Annotated in this window: 15 protein-coding genes; 8 read left to right on the top strand and 7 right to left on the bottom strand. The window is 46.0% G+C overall.

Annotation, left to right across the window (positions count from 1 at the left end; translation table 11 throughout):
- The first annotated feature begins 376 nt into the window (after positions 1–376).
- The 4 genes from pdhR (at position 377) to lpdA (ending at position 7503) form a co-directional block, all read left to right on the top strand.
- Positions 377–1144, top strand: a complete 768-nt coding sequence (gene pdhR, locus DD616_RS15230; RefSeq protein WP_013857676.1) for a pyruvate dehydrogenase complex transcriptional repressor PdhR — start codon at positions 377–379, stop codon at positions 1142–1144.
- Between the two features lie 53 nt (positions 1145–1197).
- Complete coding sequence (gene aceE / locus DD616_RS15225) at positions 1198–3873, top strand: pyruvate dehydrogenase (acetyl-transferring), homodimeric type (protein ID WP_013857675.1); 2676 nt, start codon at positions 1198–1200, stop codon at positions 3871–3873.
- 18 nt (positions 3874–3891) lie between these two features.
- The gene (gene aceF / locus DD616_RS15220; protein WP_208871882.1) at positions 3892–5775 is read left to right on the top strand and encodes a pyruvate dehydrogenase complex dihydrolipoyllysine-residue acetyltransferase; all 1884 of its coding nucleotides are present in this window, start codon (positions 3892–3894) and stop codon (positions 5773–5775) included.
- A gap of 300 nt (positions 5776–6075) precedes the next feature.
- A complete protein-coding gene (gene lpdA / locus DD616_RS15215; protein ID WP_013857673.1) occupies positions 6076–7503 on the top strand; it encodes a dihydrolipoyl dehydrogenase in 1428 nt (475 codons plus the stop codon).
- Positions 7504–7620: 117 nt separating this feature from the next.
- Here lpdA and DD616_RS15210 read toward each other — a convergent pair whose 3' ends face one another.
- Complete coding sequence (locus DD616_RS15210) at positions 7621–8238, bottom strand: LuxR/HapR/OpaR family quorum-sensing transcriptional regulator (RefSeq protein WP_013857672.1); 618 nt, start codon at positions 8236–8238, stop codon at positions 7621–7623.
- A 371-nt stretch (positions 8239–8609) separates the two neighbouring features.
- Between DD616_RS15210 and hpt the strand changes: the two genes are divergently transcribed.
- Positions 8610–9140: a hypoxanthine phosphoribosyltransferase gene (hpt, locus tag DD616_RS15205; RefSeq protein ID WP_010319544.1), complete on the top strand. Its 531-nt coding sequence runs from the start codon at positions 8610–8612 to the stop codon at positions 9138–9140.
- An 88-nt stretch (positions 9141–9228) separates the two neighbouring features.
- On the opposite strand, the gene can is transcribed toward hpt, so the two are convergent.
- On the bottom strand, positions 9229–9897 hold the full coding sequence (gene can / locus DD616_RS15200; protein ID WP_013857670.1) for a carbonate dehydratase: 669 nt from the start codon (positions 9895–9897) through the stop codon (positions 9229–9231).
- Between the two features lie 249 nt (positions 9898–10146).
- Between can and DD616_RS15195 the strand changes: the two genes are divergently transcribed.
- The 3 genes from DD616_RS15195 to DD616_RS15185 all read left to right on the top strand — a co-directional run bounded on the left by DD616_RS15195 (position 10147) and on the right by DD616_RS15185 (position 13651).
- Positions 10147–11814, top strand: coding sequence for a SulP family inorganic anion transporter (locus tag DD616_RS15195; protein WP_208872332.1), 1668 nt, complete (start codon positions 10147–10149; stop codon positions 11812–11814).
- Positions 11815–11954: 140 nt separating this feature from the next.
- On the top strand, positions 11955–12875 hold the full coding sequence (locus DD616_RS15190; RefSeq protein ID WP_026027559.1) for an ABC transporter ATP-binding protein: 921 nt from the start codon (positions 11955–11957) through the stop codon (positions 12873–12875).
- A gap of 5 nt (positions 12876–12880) precedes the next feature.
- Positions 12881–13651, top strand: coding sequence for an ABC transporter permease (locus tag DD616_RS15185; RefSeq protein ID WP_010319547.1), 771 nt, complete (start codon positions 12881–12883; stop codon positions 13649–13651).
- A gap of 311 nt (positions 13652–13962) precedes the next feature.
- Here the strand turns inward: DD616_RS15185 and panC are convergent, their stop codons facing one another.
- From panC to gluQRS, 5 genes are all read right to left on the bottom strand, one after another.
- Positions 13963–14844 carry a pantoate--beta-alanine ligase gene (panC, locus tag DD616_RS15180; RefSeq protein WP_208871881.1) on the bottom strand — a complete coding sequence of 294 codons (882 nt, stop codon included), beginning with the start codon at positions 14842–14844 and terminating at the stop codon, positions 13963–13965.
- An 11-nt stretch (positions 14845–14855) separates the two neighbouring features.
- A complete protein-coding gene (panB, locus tag DD616_RS15175; RefSeq protein WP_010319550.1) occupies positions 14856–15650 on the bottom strand; it encodes a 3-methyl-2-oxobutanoate hydroxymethyltransferase in 795 nt (264 codons plus the stop codon).
- Positions 15650–16156 (bottom strand): 2-amino-4-hydroxy-6-hydroxymethyldihydropteridine diphosphokinase, encoded by a 507-nt coding sequence (folK, locus tag DD616_RS15170; protein WP_017045879.1) that lies wholly within the window; start codon positions 16154–16156, stop codon positions 15650–15652. The genes panB and folK overlap by 1 nt, the downstream gene beginning before the upstream one ends.
- Positions 16153–17514 (bottom strand): polynucleotide adenylyltransferase PcnB, encoded by a 1362-nt coding sequence (gene pcnB / locus DD616_RS15165; protein WP_176429456.1) that lies wholly within the window; start codon positions 17512–17514, stop codon positions 16153–16155. The genes folK and pcnB overlap by 4 nt, the downstream gene beginning before the upstream one ends.
- 107 nt (positions 17515–17621) lie before the next feature.
- Positions 17622–18491 carry a tRNA glutamyl-Q(34) synthetase GluQRS gene (gluQRS, locus tag DD616_RS15160; RefSeq protein ID WP_208871880.1) on the bottom strand — a complete coding sequence of 290 codons (870 nt, stop codon included), beginning with the start codon at positions 18489–18491 and terminating at the stop codon, positions 17622–17624.
- Between the last annotated feature and the right edge of the window lie 49 nt (positions 18492–18540).

Here is an 18540-nt window from a genome sequence, read left to right as displayed (position 1 = left end):
GATTTGTGTATAAGAGACAGGGTTAGGGTGGGGTATATCTTTTGATTGATTTTGTGTTTTTCGAATTACACCCCCTCCCAGCCTCCCCCTAGAAGGGGGAGGAGCCAAAGAATGTGTCCTCTAGAAAGGGTAGATGACAACGAATGTTTCCCCATTTCTAGCCCATCATTTCCCCATCTGTATTCATTTTGTAATTGGTCTGACCAATAATATTGCTGTTTTAATCGACTATTGTTATCAAAGTGTTTAAGCGTGGGCTGTTCTATGATTTAGGTCAACTTTTGGCTGGACAGCTACGTTTTAATTATGTTAATTTCTGCACCAACTTGAAATTGGTATTACCAATTGACTGCAAAGAGTAGAAGAATAATAAATTATGGCTTATCAAAGGATTCGTCAGCCAAAACTCTCTGATGTAATTGAACAGGAGTTAGAAAGGCTGATAGTGGAAGGAACACTCTCTCCGGGGCAACAATTGCCTCCAGAACGAGAACTGGCAAAACAGTTCGAGGTGTCTCGTCCATCCATTCGTGAAGCCATTCAACGCCTCGAAGCCAAGCGTTTATTAACCCGCCGTCAAGGTGGAGGTACGTTTGTCAGTGAGAACATTTGGCAGAGTTTTTCTGATCCTCTGCTAAATTTATTGTCTAGCCACTCTGAAACCCAGCTCGATCTATTGGAATCGCGCCACGCGATGGAAGGTATTTCAGCTTATTTCGCAGCATTGCGTGGTACTGAGGAAGATTTTGCTCGCATTCAAGCCTGTTTGGCGAGAATTGGTGAACAACAAGCGAAAAAAGAGGTCGAAGCAGAAGCGTCTGCGGTGGTCGCGTTTTTAGTCGCTCTTACTGAAGCGGCCCACAACGTGGTGCTTTTGCATATTGTTCGCAGCCTCGCTCCTTTGCTTGAGCAAAATGTTCTACAGAATTTAAAACTATTACACCGCCGCCATGAAGTGGTGGAGAAAGTAAGTAGACACCGAGCTAATATCGTGGATGCGATCGTTTCTGGTCAGCCGGAAAAGGCGCGCGAAATGTCCCATTCTCACTTAGCTTATATCGAAGAAACATTGCTGGATTTGACCAAAGAAGAGTCTCGTCGTGAGCGTTCGTTGCGCCGAATTCAGCAGGGTAATGAGTCGTAACCTACGGCGAATTGCTTGTTTTATAGATCCAACCAATAGAAGGATAGATCGCCATGTCTGACATGAAGCATGACGTAGATGCACTGGAAACTCAGGAATGGCTAGCCGCCCTTGAGTCAGTTGTACGTGAAGAAGGTGTAGAACGCGCTCAGTTCTTACTTGAGCAAATTCTAGATAAAGCACGTCTAGACGGTGTTGATATGCCAACCGGTATTACCACGAACTACATCAACACCATTCCAGCTGCGCAAGAACCAGCATACCCAGGTGACACAACGCTTGAGCGTCGCATTCGCTCAATCATCCGTTGGAACGCGATTATGATCGTTCTACGTGCATCGAAAAAAGACCTCGATCTTGGCGGCCACATGGCGTCATTCCAGTCTTCTGCTTCGTTCTACGAAACATGTTTTAACCACTTCTTCCGTGCGCCTAATGAAAAAGATGGCGGTGACTTGGTTTATTATCAAGGTCACATCTCTCCAGGGATCTACGCACGTGCGTTCGTTGAAGGCCGCCTAACGGCTGAGCAACTTGACAACTTCCGCCAAGAAGTGGATGGCAAAGGTATTCCTTCCTACCCACACCCGAAATTGATGCCTGAATTCTGGCAATTCCCGACCGTATCTATGGGTCTGGGGCCAATTTCTGCAATCTATCAAGCGCGTTTCCTCAAATATCTTGATGGCCGTGGTATGAAAGACACTTCTGAACAGCGTGTATACGCGTTCCTAGGTGATGGCGAGATGGATGAGCCAGAATCACGCGGTGCGATTTCATTCGCCGCTCGTGAGAAGCTTGATAACCTATGTTTCCTTATCAACTGTAACTTGCAACGTCTAGACGGCCCAGTAATGGGTAACGGTAAGATCATCCAAGAACTTGAAGGCCTATTTAAAGGTGCAGGTTGGAACGTTGTTAAAGTGATTTGGGGTAACAACTGGGATTCTCTACTGGCGAAAGACACCACAGGCAAGCTGCTTCAGTTGATGAACGAAACCATCGATGGTGACTACCAAACATTTAAAGCGAAAGATGGTGCTTACGTGCGTAAACACTTCTTTGGTAAATACCCAGAAACAGCGGCGCTTGTTGCTGATATGACTGACGATCAAATTTTCGCGCTGAAGCGTGGTGGTCACGAGTCTTCTAAACTGTACGCAGCCTTTACTAATGCTCAAGACACGAAAGGCAAGCCAACCGTGATTCTGGCGAAGACCGTTAAAGGTTACGGCATGGGTGAAGCGGCAGAAGGTAAGAACATCGCTCACCAAGTGAAGAAAATGGACATGACTCACGTGCTGCAACTGCGTGATCGTCTTGGTCTACAAGATCTTCTAACAGATGAAGCTGTGAAAGAGTTGCCATACCTAACATTGGCAGAAGGCTCGAAAGAGCACGAATACTTACACGCTCGCCGTAAAGCGCTAAAAGGTTACACACCTCAACGCTTGCCTAAGTTCACTCAAGAACTTGTGATTCCAGCGGTTGAAGAGTTCAAGCCTCTGCTTGAAGAGCAAAAACGTGAAATCTCAACCACAATGGCGTTTGTCCGTGCGTTGAACATTTTGCTCAAAGATAAGAGCATTGGTAAAAATATTGTGCCAATCATTGCAGATGAAGCACGTACTTTCGGTATGGAAGGTCTGTTCCGTCAAATCGGTATCTATAACCCACACGGTCAGAACTACACTCCTCAAGACCGCGACATCGTTTCTTACTATAAAGAAGCGACTTCAGGTCAGGTACTGCAAGAAGGGATCAACGAGCTGGGTGCTATGTCTTCATGGGTTGCTGCTGCAACTTCATACTCGACAAACGATCTGCCAATGATTCCGTTCTACATCTATTACTCTATGTTTGGTTTCCAACGCGTTGGCGACATGGCATGGATGGCAGGTGACCAACAAGCACGTGGTTTCCTATTGGGTGCTACTGCTGGTCGTACGACGCTGAACGGTGAAGGTCTACAGCACGAAGATGGTCACTCGCACATATTGGCGGCGACGGTTCCTAACTGTCTTTCTTACGATCCAACATTTGCTTACGAAGTTGCAGTCATTATGCAAGACGGTATTCGCCGCATGTATGGCGATCAAGAGAACGTGTTCTACTACCTAACGCTGATGAACGAGAACTACGCAATGCCTGAAATGCCACAAGGCGCTGAAGAAGGTATTCGTAAAGGTATCTACAAATTAGAAAGCTACGCTCCACAAGGAACGACTGGCTCTAAAGGTAAAGTTCAGTTAATGAGCTCAGGTACGATCATGAACGAAGTACGCAAAGCGGCTCAAATCTTAAGTGATGAGTACGGCGTGGCTTCAGATGTTTACTCAGTAACATCATTCAATGAAGTGACTCGTGATGGCCAAGCATGTGAGCGTTACAACATGCTTCACCCTGAAGCGCAGCCGCAAGTACCTTACATTCAAACGGTAATGGGTAGCGAGCCTGCCATCGCAGCAACTGACTACATGAAGAACTACGCTGAGCAAGCGCGTGCGTTTATCCCGGCTGAATCATACAAAGTACTAGGTACTGATGGTTTTGGTCGTTCTGATAGCCGTGAAAACCTACGTCGTCACTTCGAAGTGAACGCAGGTTACGTGGTGGTTGCCGCGCTAAGCGAACTAGCGAAACGTGGTGATGTTGAGAAATCAGTTGTGGTTGAAGCGATTAAGAAATTCAACATCGATACTGAAAAAACAAACCCGCTATACGCTTAATTAAGGTAGGAAAGAATAATGGCAATCGAAATTAATGTACCGGATATTGGTGCGGATGAGGTTGAAGTTACTGAGATTCTTGTCAGCGTTGGCGACAAGGTTGAAGAAGAGCAATCTCTTATTACTGTAGAAGGTGATAAGGCTTCTATGGAAGTACCAGCTTCTCAAGCGGGTATTGTAAAAGAAATCAAAGTAGTCGCTGGCGATAAAGTATCGACCGGTTCACTTATCATGATTTTTGAAGCAGAAGGCGCTGCGGTCGCAGCGCCAGCAGTGGAAGCTGCACCAGTTGCGGCTCCTGCTGCCGCGGCTGTCGCTGAGCTTAAAGAAGTTCACGTGCCAGATATCGGCGGTGATGAAGTGGAAGTCACTGAAATCATGGTCGCAGTCGGCGATTCAATCGCAGAAGAGCAATCTCTACTGACGGTTGAAGGTGACAAAGCCTCAATGGAAGTACCTGCTCCATTTGCTGGTGTACTGAAAGAGATCAAAGTGGCTACGGGCGATAAAGTATCGACAGGCTCACTGGTGATGATCTTTGAAGTGGCGGGTTCTGCTCCGGCGGCAGCCTCTGCTCAAGTGGCAGCACCTGTAGCCGCAGCACCAGCCGCTTCGGCAGCAAAAGAGATCCACGTACCGGATATCGGTGGTGATGAAGTCGAAGTGACGGAAATCATGGTGGCGGTTGGCGATACCGTGAGTGAAGAGCAGTCTCTTATCACCGTTGAAGGCGATAAAGCATCAATGGAAGTTCCTGCGCCGTTTGCTGGTGTTGTGAAAGAGATCAAAGTTGCAGCTGGCGATAAAGTGTCAACAGGCTCTCTTATCATGGTGTTTGAAGTTGCCGGAGCAGCGCCCGTTGCCGTAGCGGCCCCTGCGCAAGCAGCGGCTCCAGCCGCATCAGCGCCAAAAGCGGAAGCGGTAAAATCAGCTGTGGCAGCACCTGCCGAGTTTGAAGAGAACAATGAGTACTCTCACGCATCACCGGTTGTACGCCGTATTGCGCGTGAATTTGGTGTTAACCTAGCGAAAGTTAAAGGTTCTGGCCGTAAGAGCCGCATCCTAAAAGAAGACGTGCAAAACTACGTGAAAGAAGCGCTTAAGCGTCTTGAATCGGGTTCTGCCGCAGTGGCTTCTGGTAAAGGTGATGGCGCCGCGCTTGGCTTGCTACCTTGGCCAAAAGTGGACTTCAGCAAGTTTGGTGACACAGAAGTAAAACCGCTTTCACGTATTAAGAAGATCTCTGGTGCTAACTTGCATCGTAACTGGGTGATGATCCCACACGTTACCCAATGGGATAATGCGGATATCACCGAGCTTGAGAACTTCCGTAAAGAGCAAAATGCGATTGAAGCGAAGAACGACACTGGCATGAAGATCACCCCACTGGTGTTCATCATGAAAGCGGTAGCGAAAGCACTAGAAGCATTCCCATCGTTTAACTCTTCACTTTCTGAAGATGGCGAAAGCTTGATTCTGAAGAAGTACGTGAACGTGGGCATTGCTGTTGATACGCCAAATGGTCTTGTTGTTCCTGTCTTCAAAGATGTGAACAAAAAAGGCATTTATGAGCTATCAAGAGAGCTGGCTGAAGTATCGAAGAAAGCCCGTGCAGGTAAACTGACCGCTGCAGACATGCAAGGTGGCTGTTTCACTATCTCTAGCTTAGGTGGTATCGGCGGTACAGCGTTTACGCCTATCGTTAACGCGCCAGAAGTCGGTATCCTTGGGGTATCTAAGTCTGAGTTTAAGCCAGTGTGGAACGGTAAAGAGTTCGAACCACGCCTACAACTGCCACTATCACTGTCATACGATCACCGTGTGATTGATGGTGCGGAAGGTGCGCGTTTCATCACATTCCTAAATGGTGCGCTATCAGACATTCGTCGTCTGGTTCTGTAAGCCAAGTTTAGTGAAAGAGAGGGCGGCTGTTAAAGCCGCCCTTGTTAACACGAATAATTGAACAATTGGATTATGAAGGGTTTTTTCTTAATCGAATTGTCGTCTAGCTCACAGGCTAAATGGATTTACTTTTCACACCATTAACATCTCTGTAAACTGTTGCGGTCTGAAAATAATTCGTTTTAATTCATTTGTTTTAAGTAATTGGCTCAGTCATGGGTTTAATTCATTGGATTAAACACTAAAAACAACGAGAACATCCACTCAGCCTGTTAGGGATAATGACTACAAGAGGTCAAAATGAGCAAAGAAATCAAAGCCCAAGTCGTCGTACTTGGTGCCGGTCCTGCTGGTTACTCCGCTGCATTCCGCTGTGCAGACTTAGGTCTTGAAACAGTACTTGTTGAACGCTACAGCACCCTTGGCGGTGTGTGTTTGAACGTGGGTTGTATCCCATCAAAAGCGTTGCTGCACGTTGCAAAAGTTATCGAAGAAGCGAAGGCATTGGCTCAGCACGGTATCGTATTTGGTGAACCACAAACGGACATCGATAAAATCCGCCTTTGGAAAGAAAAGGTTATCAACCAGTTAACGGGCGGTCTTGGCGGCATGGCGAAGATGCGCAAAGTGACTGTCGTGAACGGTTTCGGCAAATTTACTGGCCCTAACGCCATTGAAGTTGAAGGTGAAGACGGCAAAACCGTGGTTAACTTTGATAACGCCATCGTTGCAGCTGGTTCTCGTCCAATTAAACTGCCATTCATTCCTCATGAAGACCCACGCATTTGGGATTCAACGGATGCACTTGAACTGAAAGAAGTTCCTGGAAAACTGTTGATCATGGGTGGTGGTATCATCGGTCTAGAAATGGCGACGGTTTACCACTCGCTAGGTTCTAAGATTGATGTGGTTGAGATGTTTGACCAACTTATCCCAGCGGCGGATAAAGACATGGTTAAAGTCTACACCAAACGTATCAAAGACAAATTTAACCTGATGCTTGAAACCAAAGTAACCGCTGTTGAAGCAAAAGAAGATGGTATCTACGTTTCAATGGAAGGCAAAAAAGCACCAGCGCAAGCTGAGCGTTATGATGCCGTTCTTGTTGCTATCGGCCGCGTACCAAACGGTAAGCTGATGGATGCTGAAAAAGCAGGTATTGAAGTGGATGAGCGCGGCTTTATCAATGTTGATAAGCAAATGCGTACTAACGTTCCTCATATCTTCGCGATCGGTGATATCGTTGGTCAACCAATGTTGGCGCACAAAGGTGTGCATGAAGGCCACGTAGCGGCCGAAGTCATTTCTGGTAAGAAGCACTACTTCGATCCTAAAGTTATCCCTTCAATTGCGTACACTGAGCCAGAAGTGGCTTGGGTTGGTAAAACTGAAAAAGAAGCCAAAGCAGAAGGCATTAACTACGAAGTCGCGACATTCCCATGGGCAGCTTCTGGCCGTGCTATCGCTTCTGATTGTGCTGACGGTATGACTAAGCTTATCTTTGATAAAGAGACTCACCGCGTGATTGGTGGCGCTATCGTTGGTACTAACGGCGGCGAACTGCTTGGTGAAATCGGTTTGGCTATCGAGATGGGTTGTGATGCAGAAGATATCGCTTTGACGATTCATGCTCACCCAACGTTACATGAATCGGTAGGCCTTGCTGCGGAAGTATTTGAAGGCACGATTACTGATCTGCCAAACGCAAAAGCGAAGAAGAAAAAGTAACTTCAACGCTGATGCGTTAAATTGCCGGTTCATTAAATTGCTGGTTAGTTAAATAGTAAAAACCGCTGAATTCAGCGGTTTTTTTATGCTCATAATTCAGAGACTAGGAAGTTAAGCCTAGTGATCTTTTTTATAGATGCAGAGCATGCTGAGGTAGCTTTTCACGAGTACACCCATGCTGGCTTCGTCTTGTATGCGATTTGCTTGTACAAACAGTGAGTAGAAGATACCAAGAAAGAGCGTAGCAAGATGTTCTGGTTCATGCCGATCGCACACTTCGCCACGTTCAATGGCTTTGATAAACATATTTTGTACCAAAAGTTGATTAGTACGATTGGTGGAGACAAAAAGTGGCCACACTTCTTCGCGCGTTGAAGCGCTCCATTCAAACCATACTTTTAACCAGTGACAATCTTCAATCACAAGAGAAATCATCTTAGTGGTGATGTTGGTTAAGTTATCTTTCGCATGCAAATCAAGATCAATATTATCTGCGAGGAAGTTTGAAAACTGACGTACAACATGAGTGAGTACGTCGTCGACTAAATCTTCTCGGGTTGGAAAGTAGTTAAAGACAGTAGCGACTGAAACTTGGGCGATTTCAGCAATATCTGCGTGGCCACCTCGGCCTATTCCTCGTGTAGCAAACACTTCAAGGGCGATTTCCATCAGTTGAAGTTTGCGTTTTTGTGGTGATAAGCGAGTTCTGGGGCGTTTTTCTATCGATGTTTCCATGAGTTGTTAATCCTTGCCAATGACTGTTGAATTGAGCTTTTCGCTCTAATGATTATTTTGTTAGTTGCTTTAAAGCTTTATGAGTGTACTGCTGCATATGGTTGAGGTCAACGTTTCGAGTTTGTTTTTTGTGCGATTGTGTTAAATCTTATCGGATTCAACGTGTTTTATTGTGTGTTTTATTGATGTGACGTATGTGCTGTGAAGGTGTTCGCGGCAGCGTAGGAGCTTTTTTTCATCATATCCAGAGTTTTGCTAATTATTTAACTATCCTGTGTGGCAGTGGTACTATACGCGCCAAGCTAGTTACGCGACGCCATCATTAAACTGCGATGATCGTAGCGTGTCGCATCACCCGAAAAGAGAACAGTATGAAACATACAGTTGAAGTGATGATTTCTGAGCAAGTGGTTCAGGAACGAATTCGTGAATTAGGCAAACAAATCACAGAGCATTACCAAGGTAGTGAAGATCTGGTACTGGTGGGCTTGTTGCGCGGCTCATTTGTCTTCATGGCAGACTTAGCTCGCGCGATCGACTTAGTTCATCAAGTCGATTTTATGACCGCGTCAAGCTATGGCAACACGATGCAAAGCTCACGTGATGTGCGCATTCTGAAAGATCTGGATGATGACATTAAAGGTAAAGATGTGTTGCTGGTAGAAGACATTATTGATACGGGTAATACACTAAATAAAGTAAAAGAAATTTTGTCTTTACGTGAACCTAAATCCATTCACATTTGTACTTTACTGGATAAGCCTTCACGCCGTGAAGTACCTGTAGAGGTCAAGTGGATCGGTTTTGAAATCCCAGATGAATTTGTCGTGGGCGTAGGTATCGACTACGCGCAAAAATATCGTCACCTACCTTACATTGGTAAAGTTGTGCCGCAAGCGTAATTTTGCCAGCGATAATAGAATGCCCACTAACTAAATAGTGGGCATTCTATATTTTTAACTATCAGTTTTAACGGCAATTAACACGCTGTTATCGACACAGCAAGTTATGTTGCGCATTAAGAATTTTTTCCATCGCTTTTTGATAGGTGTCGTTGACTCGCTCACGTGAATCGCAGCGAACGCCTAAGTATTCCAAACGTCCGTCTTCAATACCGTAGACCACGCCATGCAGCTCGACATCTTGGCCGCGCTCCCATGCGTTTTGCAGTACGGTTGAGTTACCTAAATTATACACTTGCTCGGCAACGTTGATTTCGCACAATTTGTCAGCTTTATCTTGTTCTGGCATTGCATCTAAGTAGGTACGGTGCTTAAGGTATAAGTCACGCACATGCAGTAACCAGTTGTTGATCAAGCCCAGCGGTGGGTTATCAATCGCTGCGTTGACGCCACCGCAGTCATAGTGCCCACAGATGATGATGTGCTTGACCTTCAGTACGTCAACCGCGTACTGCACTACAGAAAGGCAGTTAAGGTCGGTGTGAATCACTTGGTTTGCAACGTTGCGGTGTACAAACAGCTCACCAGAATAAAGCCCAGTCAAACGCTCGGCCGGAACTCGGCTATCAGAACAACCAATCCATAGAAAATCTGGGTCTTGCCCGCGAGCGAGTTTTGCAAAGTACTCAGGACGTTCAGCCTTAATCGATTCAGACCAACGTGAGTTATTTTCAAAAAGCTGTTTCAGTTCTGGCATCTCACTTCCCTTAAAAATAGTTCAATCGCATCAATAGTAATGCGCAAGAATAGGCCTGACTATACACAATGTTACAATTCTGTTCTCTTATAAAATGACAAAACACTCACTCATCTGACGAGTTTTCCTAGTAAAAAAATTAAACTGCTTCCATCGCTATTTGGATGCCAACAGAGAATCAATCACATGTAAAATAATGGTTAATTATTAGAATGATGATTTGTTAGAGTGAGACAACCTATTTTGAGTATGAGGAAAAGCATTGTGTTTAGAGGCCGTTTTGCCGATATCGACCTAAAAGGTGACGTCTTTGGTGGCGTCACGACCGCGATTATTTCACTGCCACTTGCCTTGGCTTTTGGTGTGGCGTCTGGTGCGGGTGCAGAAGCAGGGCTTTGGGGAGCAATATTGGTGGGACTGTTTGCTGCCTTGTTTGGTGGTTCATCTACATTAATTTCTGAACCCACAGGGCCAATGACGGTCATTATGACGGCCATTTTAACCAGCATGGTGTCGCGTTATCCTGAAACGGGGCTTGCAGTTAGCTTCACGGTTGTCATGATGGCAGGCGCTTTTCAGATTGTACTTGGCACTTTAAAACTCGGGAAATACATTACCTTAATGCCCTATAGCGTGATCTCCGGCTTTATGTCAGGAATCGGGGTGATTTTGATTATCCTGCAGTTATCACCGCTGCTTGGTCAGGCGGCTCCCGCTGGGGGAGTGATGGGAACGTTAACCGCGTTGCCCGAGATCATTAGCCAGATGAAGTTCAGTGAGCTCTTTCTTGGTTTGTTAACCTTAGGCATTTTATTTTTTCTCCCGGCTCAATATCGCAAACAAGTGCCCGTTCAATTGGTCGCTTTAGTCGGCGTGACGCTTGTTTCGGTACTGTTATTTGATAGCGAAGAGATCCGCCGTATTGGTGTGATCCCTGCTGGCTTACCCTCTTTTGTTATTCCAACCTTCAATGCCGAGATGTTCACCACCATGGTGATTGACGCTTTAGTACTCGGTACGCTCGGCTGCATTGATACGTTGCTCACCGCGGTAATTGGCGATTCTCTAACGCGTAAAGAGCATGATTCCGATAAAGAACTGCGAGGGCAAGGGCTGGCTAATATGATCGCGGGTTTATTGGGTGCGTTGCCGGGTGCAGGTGCAACCATGGGGACGGTGACCAATATTCAGGTCGGCGCGCGTTCTCCTCTGTCTGGTGTAGTTCGTGCCTTAATATTAGCCTTAGTGGTGTTGGTGGCAGGAGGCTTAACCGAACCGATTCCAATGGCGGTATTGGCAGGGATTGCGGTGTATGTTGGTTTTAACATTCTTGATTGGAGCTTTATCCAACGCGCGCATAAAGTGAGTGTGCAGGGGATGGCCATCATGTATGGCGTGATGCTGTTAACTGTCTTTGTCGATTTGATTGTTGCGGTTGGCTTGGGCGTTTTTATCTCAAATATTTTGATCATAGAACGCTTGAGCCGCGAGCAAGCTCGCCAAGTGAAAGCCATTAGTGATGCTGATGAAAACGATGTGCCATTGACTGACAGCGAACGAGCTTTATTGGATAAAGCCAATGGTAAGGTGCTGTTTTTTTATCTCTCAGGGCCGATGATTTTTAGTGTATCTAAAGCGATCGCTCGCCAGCACAATCACATCAGTGACTATGAAGCGATGATTTTAGATCTTACTGATGTACCTATGATTGATGTGACGGTTGGACTTGCTTTAGAAAACGCGATTAATGATGCCTTAGATGCTCACTGCGCGGTCTACTTACTTTGCCCAAATGTGCACACTAAACAGCAACTGGAAAAGTTTCATATTTTGGATCTGGTGCCAACCGAGCAGACTTTTTCGTTTCGTTATGAAGCGCTCAATGCTGCGGTTAAGCAGGTAGCCCAAAATCGTTAAGCGTTAAGGTTGTGCAAGAATGAATTACGCAGATCGCTGGATCTGCGTTTTTTATTTTATCAATTTCTAATGTTGGGTTGAAAAACGCGAGCCTTAGCAGCACATTGGATAGGTTAATATCACAAAGAGTGATCCGTCGAATGTACGCATTAGAAATAGAACAATTACGAAAAACTTACGCTGGTGGGTTTGAGGCCCTAAAAGGGGTGAGTTTACAGGTTGAAAAAGGCGATTTTTACGCACTGCTTGGGCCCAATGGGGCTGGGAAATCAACCACCATTGGCATTATCTCTTCGCTGGTCAATAAAACCTCTGGCACCGTTAAAGTGTTTGGTTTTGATATTGATAAAGATCTTGAGCTTGCCAAACAACACATTGGTTTAGTGCCGCAGGAGTTTAACTTCAACCAGTTTGAAACGGTTGAGCAAATTGTGTTGCAGCAAGCTGGGTATTACGGCGTGACGAAAGCGTTAGCGAAAGAGAGGGCAGAGAAGTACCTCTCAAAACTCGATTTGTGGGAAAAACGTAAAGAGCGTGCGCGTAATCTTTCTGGTGGTATGAAACGCCGTTTGATGATTGCTCGAGCCTTAATGCATGAGCCTAAGTTACTGATTTTAGATGAACCCACCGCAGGGGTCGATATTGAACTGCGCCGTTCGATGTGGGAGTTCTTAACCGAAATTAACGCGCAAGGGATCACCATTATCTTAACCACGCACTATTTAGAAGAAGCGGAGATGCTGTGCCGCAATATCGGCATTATTAACCGAGGTGAGCTTATTGAAAATACCTCGATGAAGGATTTGCTGGCCAAATTACAGCTCGAAACCTTTATTCTAGATATCGCAGAGAATTCTCCGCCAGCGCCACAACTCAGTGGTGTGATCTCGCAAACCATGCTCAACGGTTCGTTACAAATTGAGTTGGAGAAAACGAAAGGGCTAAATTCAGTCTTTTCACAGTTAACAGAACAGGGAATTACGGTGCTTTCGATGCGCAACAAAGCGAACCGCCTTGAAGAGCTGTTTGTCAGCATTGTTCAACAGCAAAGCCGAGGATAATCATGATGTATCGTTTATATTGGACGGCTTTTTGCAGTTTGCTGACTAAAGAAATCAACCGTTTTACGCGTATTTGGGTGCAAACCTTAGTTCCGCCAGCCATCACCATGACGCTCTATTTTATTATTTTTGGCAACCTAATTGGTTCGCGTATTGGCCAGATGAACGGCTTTAGCTATATGGAATATATTGTCCCGGGCTTAATCATGATGTCGGTGATCACTAACTCATACTCGAACGTCGCCTCTTCTTTCTTTAGTGCGAAGTTTCAGAAAAACATCGAAGAGTTGTTAGTTGCGCCTGTCCCTAACTACGTCATTATCGCCGGATTTGTGATGGGCGGGGTAGTGCGTGGCTTGCTGGTGGGCACGATAGTAACCCTTGTGTCGCTGTTTTTTGTTGATCTCAAGGTCGATCATTGGGGAATCATTGCGGCGACGGTTTTTCTCACCTCTGTTGTGTTCGCTTTAGGCGGCATGATTAACGCCATTTTTGCTAAAACCTTTGATGACATTTCGATTATTCCTACCTTTGTATTGACGCCATTAACCTACTTAGGTGGGGTATTTTATTCGATCAGCCTATTGCCTGACTTTTGGCAAGCGGTATCGAAAATCAACCCAATCGTCTACATGGTTAATGCCTTCCGCTACGGTTTTCTTGGCGTGTCGGATGTGGGAATTGTTACCTCGTTCAGTGTGCTTGGTATTTTTGTCGTGGCCCTGTATGGGGTTGCGCATTATCTGGTTTCGCGTGGTATCGGGTTAAGGACTTAATAGTTCCTCCCCCTTTTAGGGGGAGGGAATTAGTTTTGTGATCGTTGGGAGTAAGCCATTAATGATGATCGACGTGGTTTGTTAAAACAGTTTCTGTCCAAAAATGAGCTAAAAATTTATCACTATTTATTGTCATTTCATCAACCTTAGTAGTAACAAACCTCAAAAATGATCAAACTATATTGTTCTCCGACAATCGCGTTAACCTCAGTTAAATAACGATACAAAAAAGGTCGCTCCTTATGGGCGACCTTTTAAATATATGGTTTTGAAGTGAAAATGAGTCATCACTTCATCACTTGAAATAGCAATTACTCTTCTTCAGGGTCCGCTTTCGTTTCGGCGCTAAATTCCAACACTTGGTTGTCGATTAAGCGTACTTTACCCAGAAATGCAGACACTAAGATCACCGCTTGTGTGGTCTCATTCGAGATCAGTTGCAGCGTTTTGGCATCGCGAATAAACAACTCATCAGGTTGTAGCCCAGCGGCGCGCAGTTGATCACTGGCATCTTCAATGATCGACGAGTAATCGTCGCGGCCACCACGCAGTGCACTGCTTATCCAACGCATGGTGCGAGCAAGGACAGGCGCACGTTGGCGTTCATCCAACGTCAGCAGCCCGTTACGTGAACTCATCGCCAAGCCATCCATTTCACGGACGGTAGGGACGCCGACAATCTCGATATCCATACAAAGATCGCTGACCATTTGGCGGATCACCGCTAACTGTTGAAAATCTTTTTCACCAAAACAGGCAACATTCGGCTGCACTATGTTGAACAGCTTAGCGACTATGGTTGCAACGCCACGGAAATGCCCTGGTCTTGATGCGCCTTCTAGCATATGAGAAAGCCCCGGTACTTCAACAAAGGTCTGTTTTTCTAATCCTTGCGGGTACATTATTTCTGGGGTTGGGGTAAAGACCAAATCAACCGCTTCCGCGTTGAGTTTACTTAAGTCTTCATCCAGTGTTCTCGGGTAGTTATTTAAGTCATCCGCGCGGTCAAATTGCATCGGGTTAACAAAAATACTGACCACGACCACATTGCCCTCTTCACGTGCTTTACGCACTAGGGTTAAGTGGCCTTCATGTAAATTGCCCATGGTCGGTACAAAAGCGACTCGGCGGCCTTCACGCTTATACTGTTTGATCTGCTCGCGAAGAGCTGAAATGTCAGCAAAAGTTTGCATGAATATCTCCTTTAGGCGATGGTATGAGCGTCATCAGGGAAAGCGGCACTTTCTACATCTGCGATGTATTTTGCGACGGCTTTACGCATATCCCCTGTTTCAGCAAGAAAGTTTTTCGAGAATTTTGGCATGTAATTCGCCGAAATTCCGAACATATCGTGCATTACTAGAATTTGTCCATCGGTCACGTTACCTGCGCCAATGCCAATCACTGGCACATCAAGCACTTCGGTAATTCGCGCTGCTAGGCTGGCCGGTACACACTCTAATAACACAATTTGTGCGCCAGCTTCTTGGAGCGCCAACGCGTCTTTGACCATTCGGTCTGCTTTTTCTTGGTCGCGGCCTTGTACTTTATAGCCACCAAAAATATTGACCGATTGTGGTGTTAAACCAAGGTGTGCGCAAACCGGAACCGCGCGTTCAGTCAGCATTTTCACCGTCTCGACCAGCCAATCACCACCTTCGATTTTGACCATATTTGCACCCGCTTGCATCAATTTAGCGGCGCTTTCACAGGCTTGTTGTGGTGTGGCATAGCTCATAAAAGGCATATCAGCCATCAATAAACAGTTAGGGCTACCAGCACGCACGCTGCGTGTGTGGTAGGCAATCTCTTCAACGGTGACGGGTAGGGTATCTGTGTGACCTTGTAGCACCATGCCTAGAGAATCGCCCACTAATAATACAGGCATCTCTTGGCTTTCAAAAAGCTGAGCAAAGCTTGCGTCATACGCGGTGACGGTTGCAAATTTACGACCTTGTTGTTTCCATTGGATCAGATCGTTTATGGTGATTTTTTTCATTAAATGTCCTTACGAGGCGCTGGCGAGTGCCAAATACCGAGCCCGTTACGTTCGACGAGCGGTAACAGTTGATTAAGCTCAGTCCCATCAGGGAGTTGTAAACTTGGTGCAATTTCGGCGAGCGGATAGAGCACGAATTCACGTACTTTCATTCCGTAGTGAGGAATGGTCAATCGCTCGGAATCGATCACCTCATTGCCGTAAAGAAGAATATCCAGATCGAGTGTTCTTGGCCCCCAACGTTCTTCTTTGCGAACACGCCCCTGTTCTAACTCGATGCTTTGGGTACAATCGAGCAGTTCAAGTGGCGTTAAATCGGTTTCTATCGCAACCACCGCATTGATGTAATCGGGCTGATTTTGTGGCCCCATCGGTGTACTACTGTACAAGGATGAGGCGCTTAAAAATCGAGAGTGTGGCAAACATTTCAAGGCTTCAATGGCCTGCTTAGCTTGCGCGATTGGGTCGCCTAAATTACTGCCAACAGCAATATAAACGAGAATCATGATTCTGGGCGGCTCTTTTTATTACGTGGGCTTCTGCGGCGGCGTACATTCGGCTTGTTACTTGCGCCACTTTCCAAATCATTTGCCATCGCTTGGCGCATATCTCGCCCGGCGCTTTCAAAGGTTGTCCACCAGTCAGCCAGCTTCTTCGTCTCTCCGCCTTCGATCTCGCCACGCATTTGTAGAAAATCAAAACCCGCTCGGAATTTGTTGAGCTCCATCAGGCGGAAGGCGCGTTTCCCATTACGACGTGGTAAGCGCAACTGCAATTGCCAAATTTCGCGAATTGTCGCGGTATGACGACGAGGTATCGCGAGGGTTTTCACCACTTGGTCAAGGATGAGGTTACTCGCTTCCATGACGGCGTCGTAATAGGCGAAATTACGCTGCTGCATTAACGCATCAGCCAGTTTCACTGTCGGGTACCAGAACATGGCAGCAAACATGAAGGCTGGGTTGATGCGTTTACCTTCTTCAATACGCAGGTCGGTTGAATCTAAGACCAGATCCAACATCTGTTCTGTGTGCGAGTCGTAGTCTGGAGTGAACTCTTGAGCTATCACAGGGAACAACTGCTGGAACAGGTTGTACTCACGCATTAAGTGGTAGGTTTCTAAACCGTGGCCAGTTTGCAGCATCTTTAGCGATTCTTCGTACAAACGTGCCGCAGGAATATCTTGCAGTAAAGGAGCAAGATGTTCGATTGGGTCGGCTGTCTCTTCTTCGATATCGAAATCGAGCTTGGCCGCAAAACGAATCGCACGCAACATGCGCACTGGGTCTTCACGGTAGCGCGTTTCAGGATCGCCAATTAAGCGGATGAGCTTATCTTCTAAGTCTTCCATGCCGCCAGCATAATCATGAATGCTGTAATCACCGATGTTGTAATACATGGCGTTAATCGTAAAGTCCCGGCGTTCTGCATCTTCATCAATGGTGCCGTAGACGTTATCACGTAGCAGCATACCCGCTTCAGATTGTGCTGAGACGTTTTGGCTCGGCTCTTGATGGTGTCCACGGAAAGTCGCCACTTCCACTACGTCGCGACCAAACATGATGTGCGCTAAGCGAAAGCGACGGCCGATCAAGCGGCAATTGCGAAACTGTTGGCGTATTTGCTCTGGTGTTGCATTAGTGGCGATATCAAAATCTTTTGGTGTCTCACCTAATAGTAGGTCACGTACTCCACCACCGACTAAATAGGCGTCAAAACCTGCGCCATGAAGTCGGTATAGCACCTTGAGCGCATTATCGCTGATTTGCTTGCGCGAAATATTGTGTTCATCACGAGTGATAATATTTAGAGCTAAGTCTTGGTAAACGCGATTTTCGCGTGGTGTATAGTCGTTTTTATTCATGTGCATCTGGCAATAATTGGTTTTTGCCAACCTTGCTTTTGTTATTTAAAGTGCCCGTTCGGGACGATTTTGCGGCTAATCATAGCGTAAGGATAGCCTTTTGAGAATCACGGTGTGATCTCGGTCTCCCGAGGGAGTTGTTCAACGTGCCAATTCTGACTGCCCCAAAAGATAATTTCATCGATGGAAGCGTCGCTAATCTCTTGTTTTATCTCAAACCCTAAAAAGCGCATTGCCTTAAGCAAGGTAGGTTTAGGATTTTGAATATCAATGGCTGTGGCATGATTCTGTTTGGATAATTTATTGCCATTACCATCCATCGCGAGCGGCAGGTGCAGGTAGCTTACCGGAGTTTTATGTAAGCAATGATACAAGCTGATTTGTCGTCCTGTTGGTTCAATTAAATCGGCTCCCCGCACCACTTCCGTCACTCCTTGAGCGATATCATCGAGCACTACGGCAAGATTATAAGCAAATAAACCGTCACGTCGCTTAATGATGAAGTCTTCCTGTGCTAATGCTTTAGGAATGTGAATTTCGCCATGTTTTTGGTCGAAAAATGACTCTACCGGTGTATCAACACGCAACCTAACCGCGCAATCTTCGGTTAATGTTGGTTTTTTATAGCGGCATGTACCGGGATAAAAGCCACCCATCTGTTTAATTTGTTTACGCGTGCAATCACAATAATAGGCTTGCCCTGATTCAAGCCAAGCCTCAATTTGATCTTGGTATAAAGTGTGGCGCTGGCTTTGATAAACTACCTCGCCATCCCAATGCAAACCATAGGCTTCGATGGCTTGAAGTATCAGGGTGGAGGCTCCAGGCATTTCCCTTGGCGGATCTAAATCTTCGATGCGAACCAACCACTTACCTTGCTGTGATTTTGCTTGAAAGTAGCTGCCAAGTGCAGCGATCAAAGAACCAAAATGAAGTGGGCCTGAAGGTGATGGGGCAAATCGGCCAATATAGTGCATTGCGATTCATCCAAGTTACAAGTTATTTGGGTATCGAGTGAAAACAAAA

Origin of the sequence: Vibrio anguillarum (assembly GCF_003390515.1) — a bacterium.
Taxonomy (GTDB): Bacteria; Pseudomonadota; Gammaproteobacteria; order Enterobacterales; family Vibrionaceae; genus Vibrio; species Vibrio anguillarum.
The sequence above is the reverse complement of the archived record's forward strand: the minus strand, read 5'-3'. Positions and strand labels throughout refer to the sequence as shown.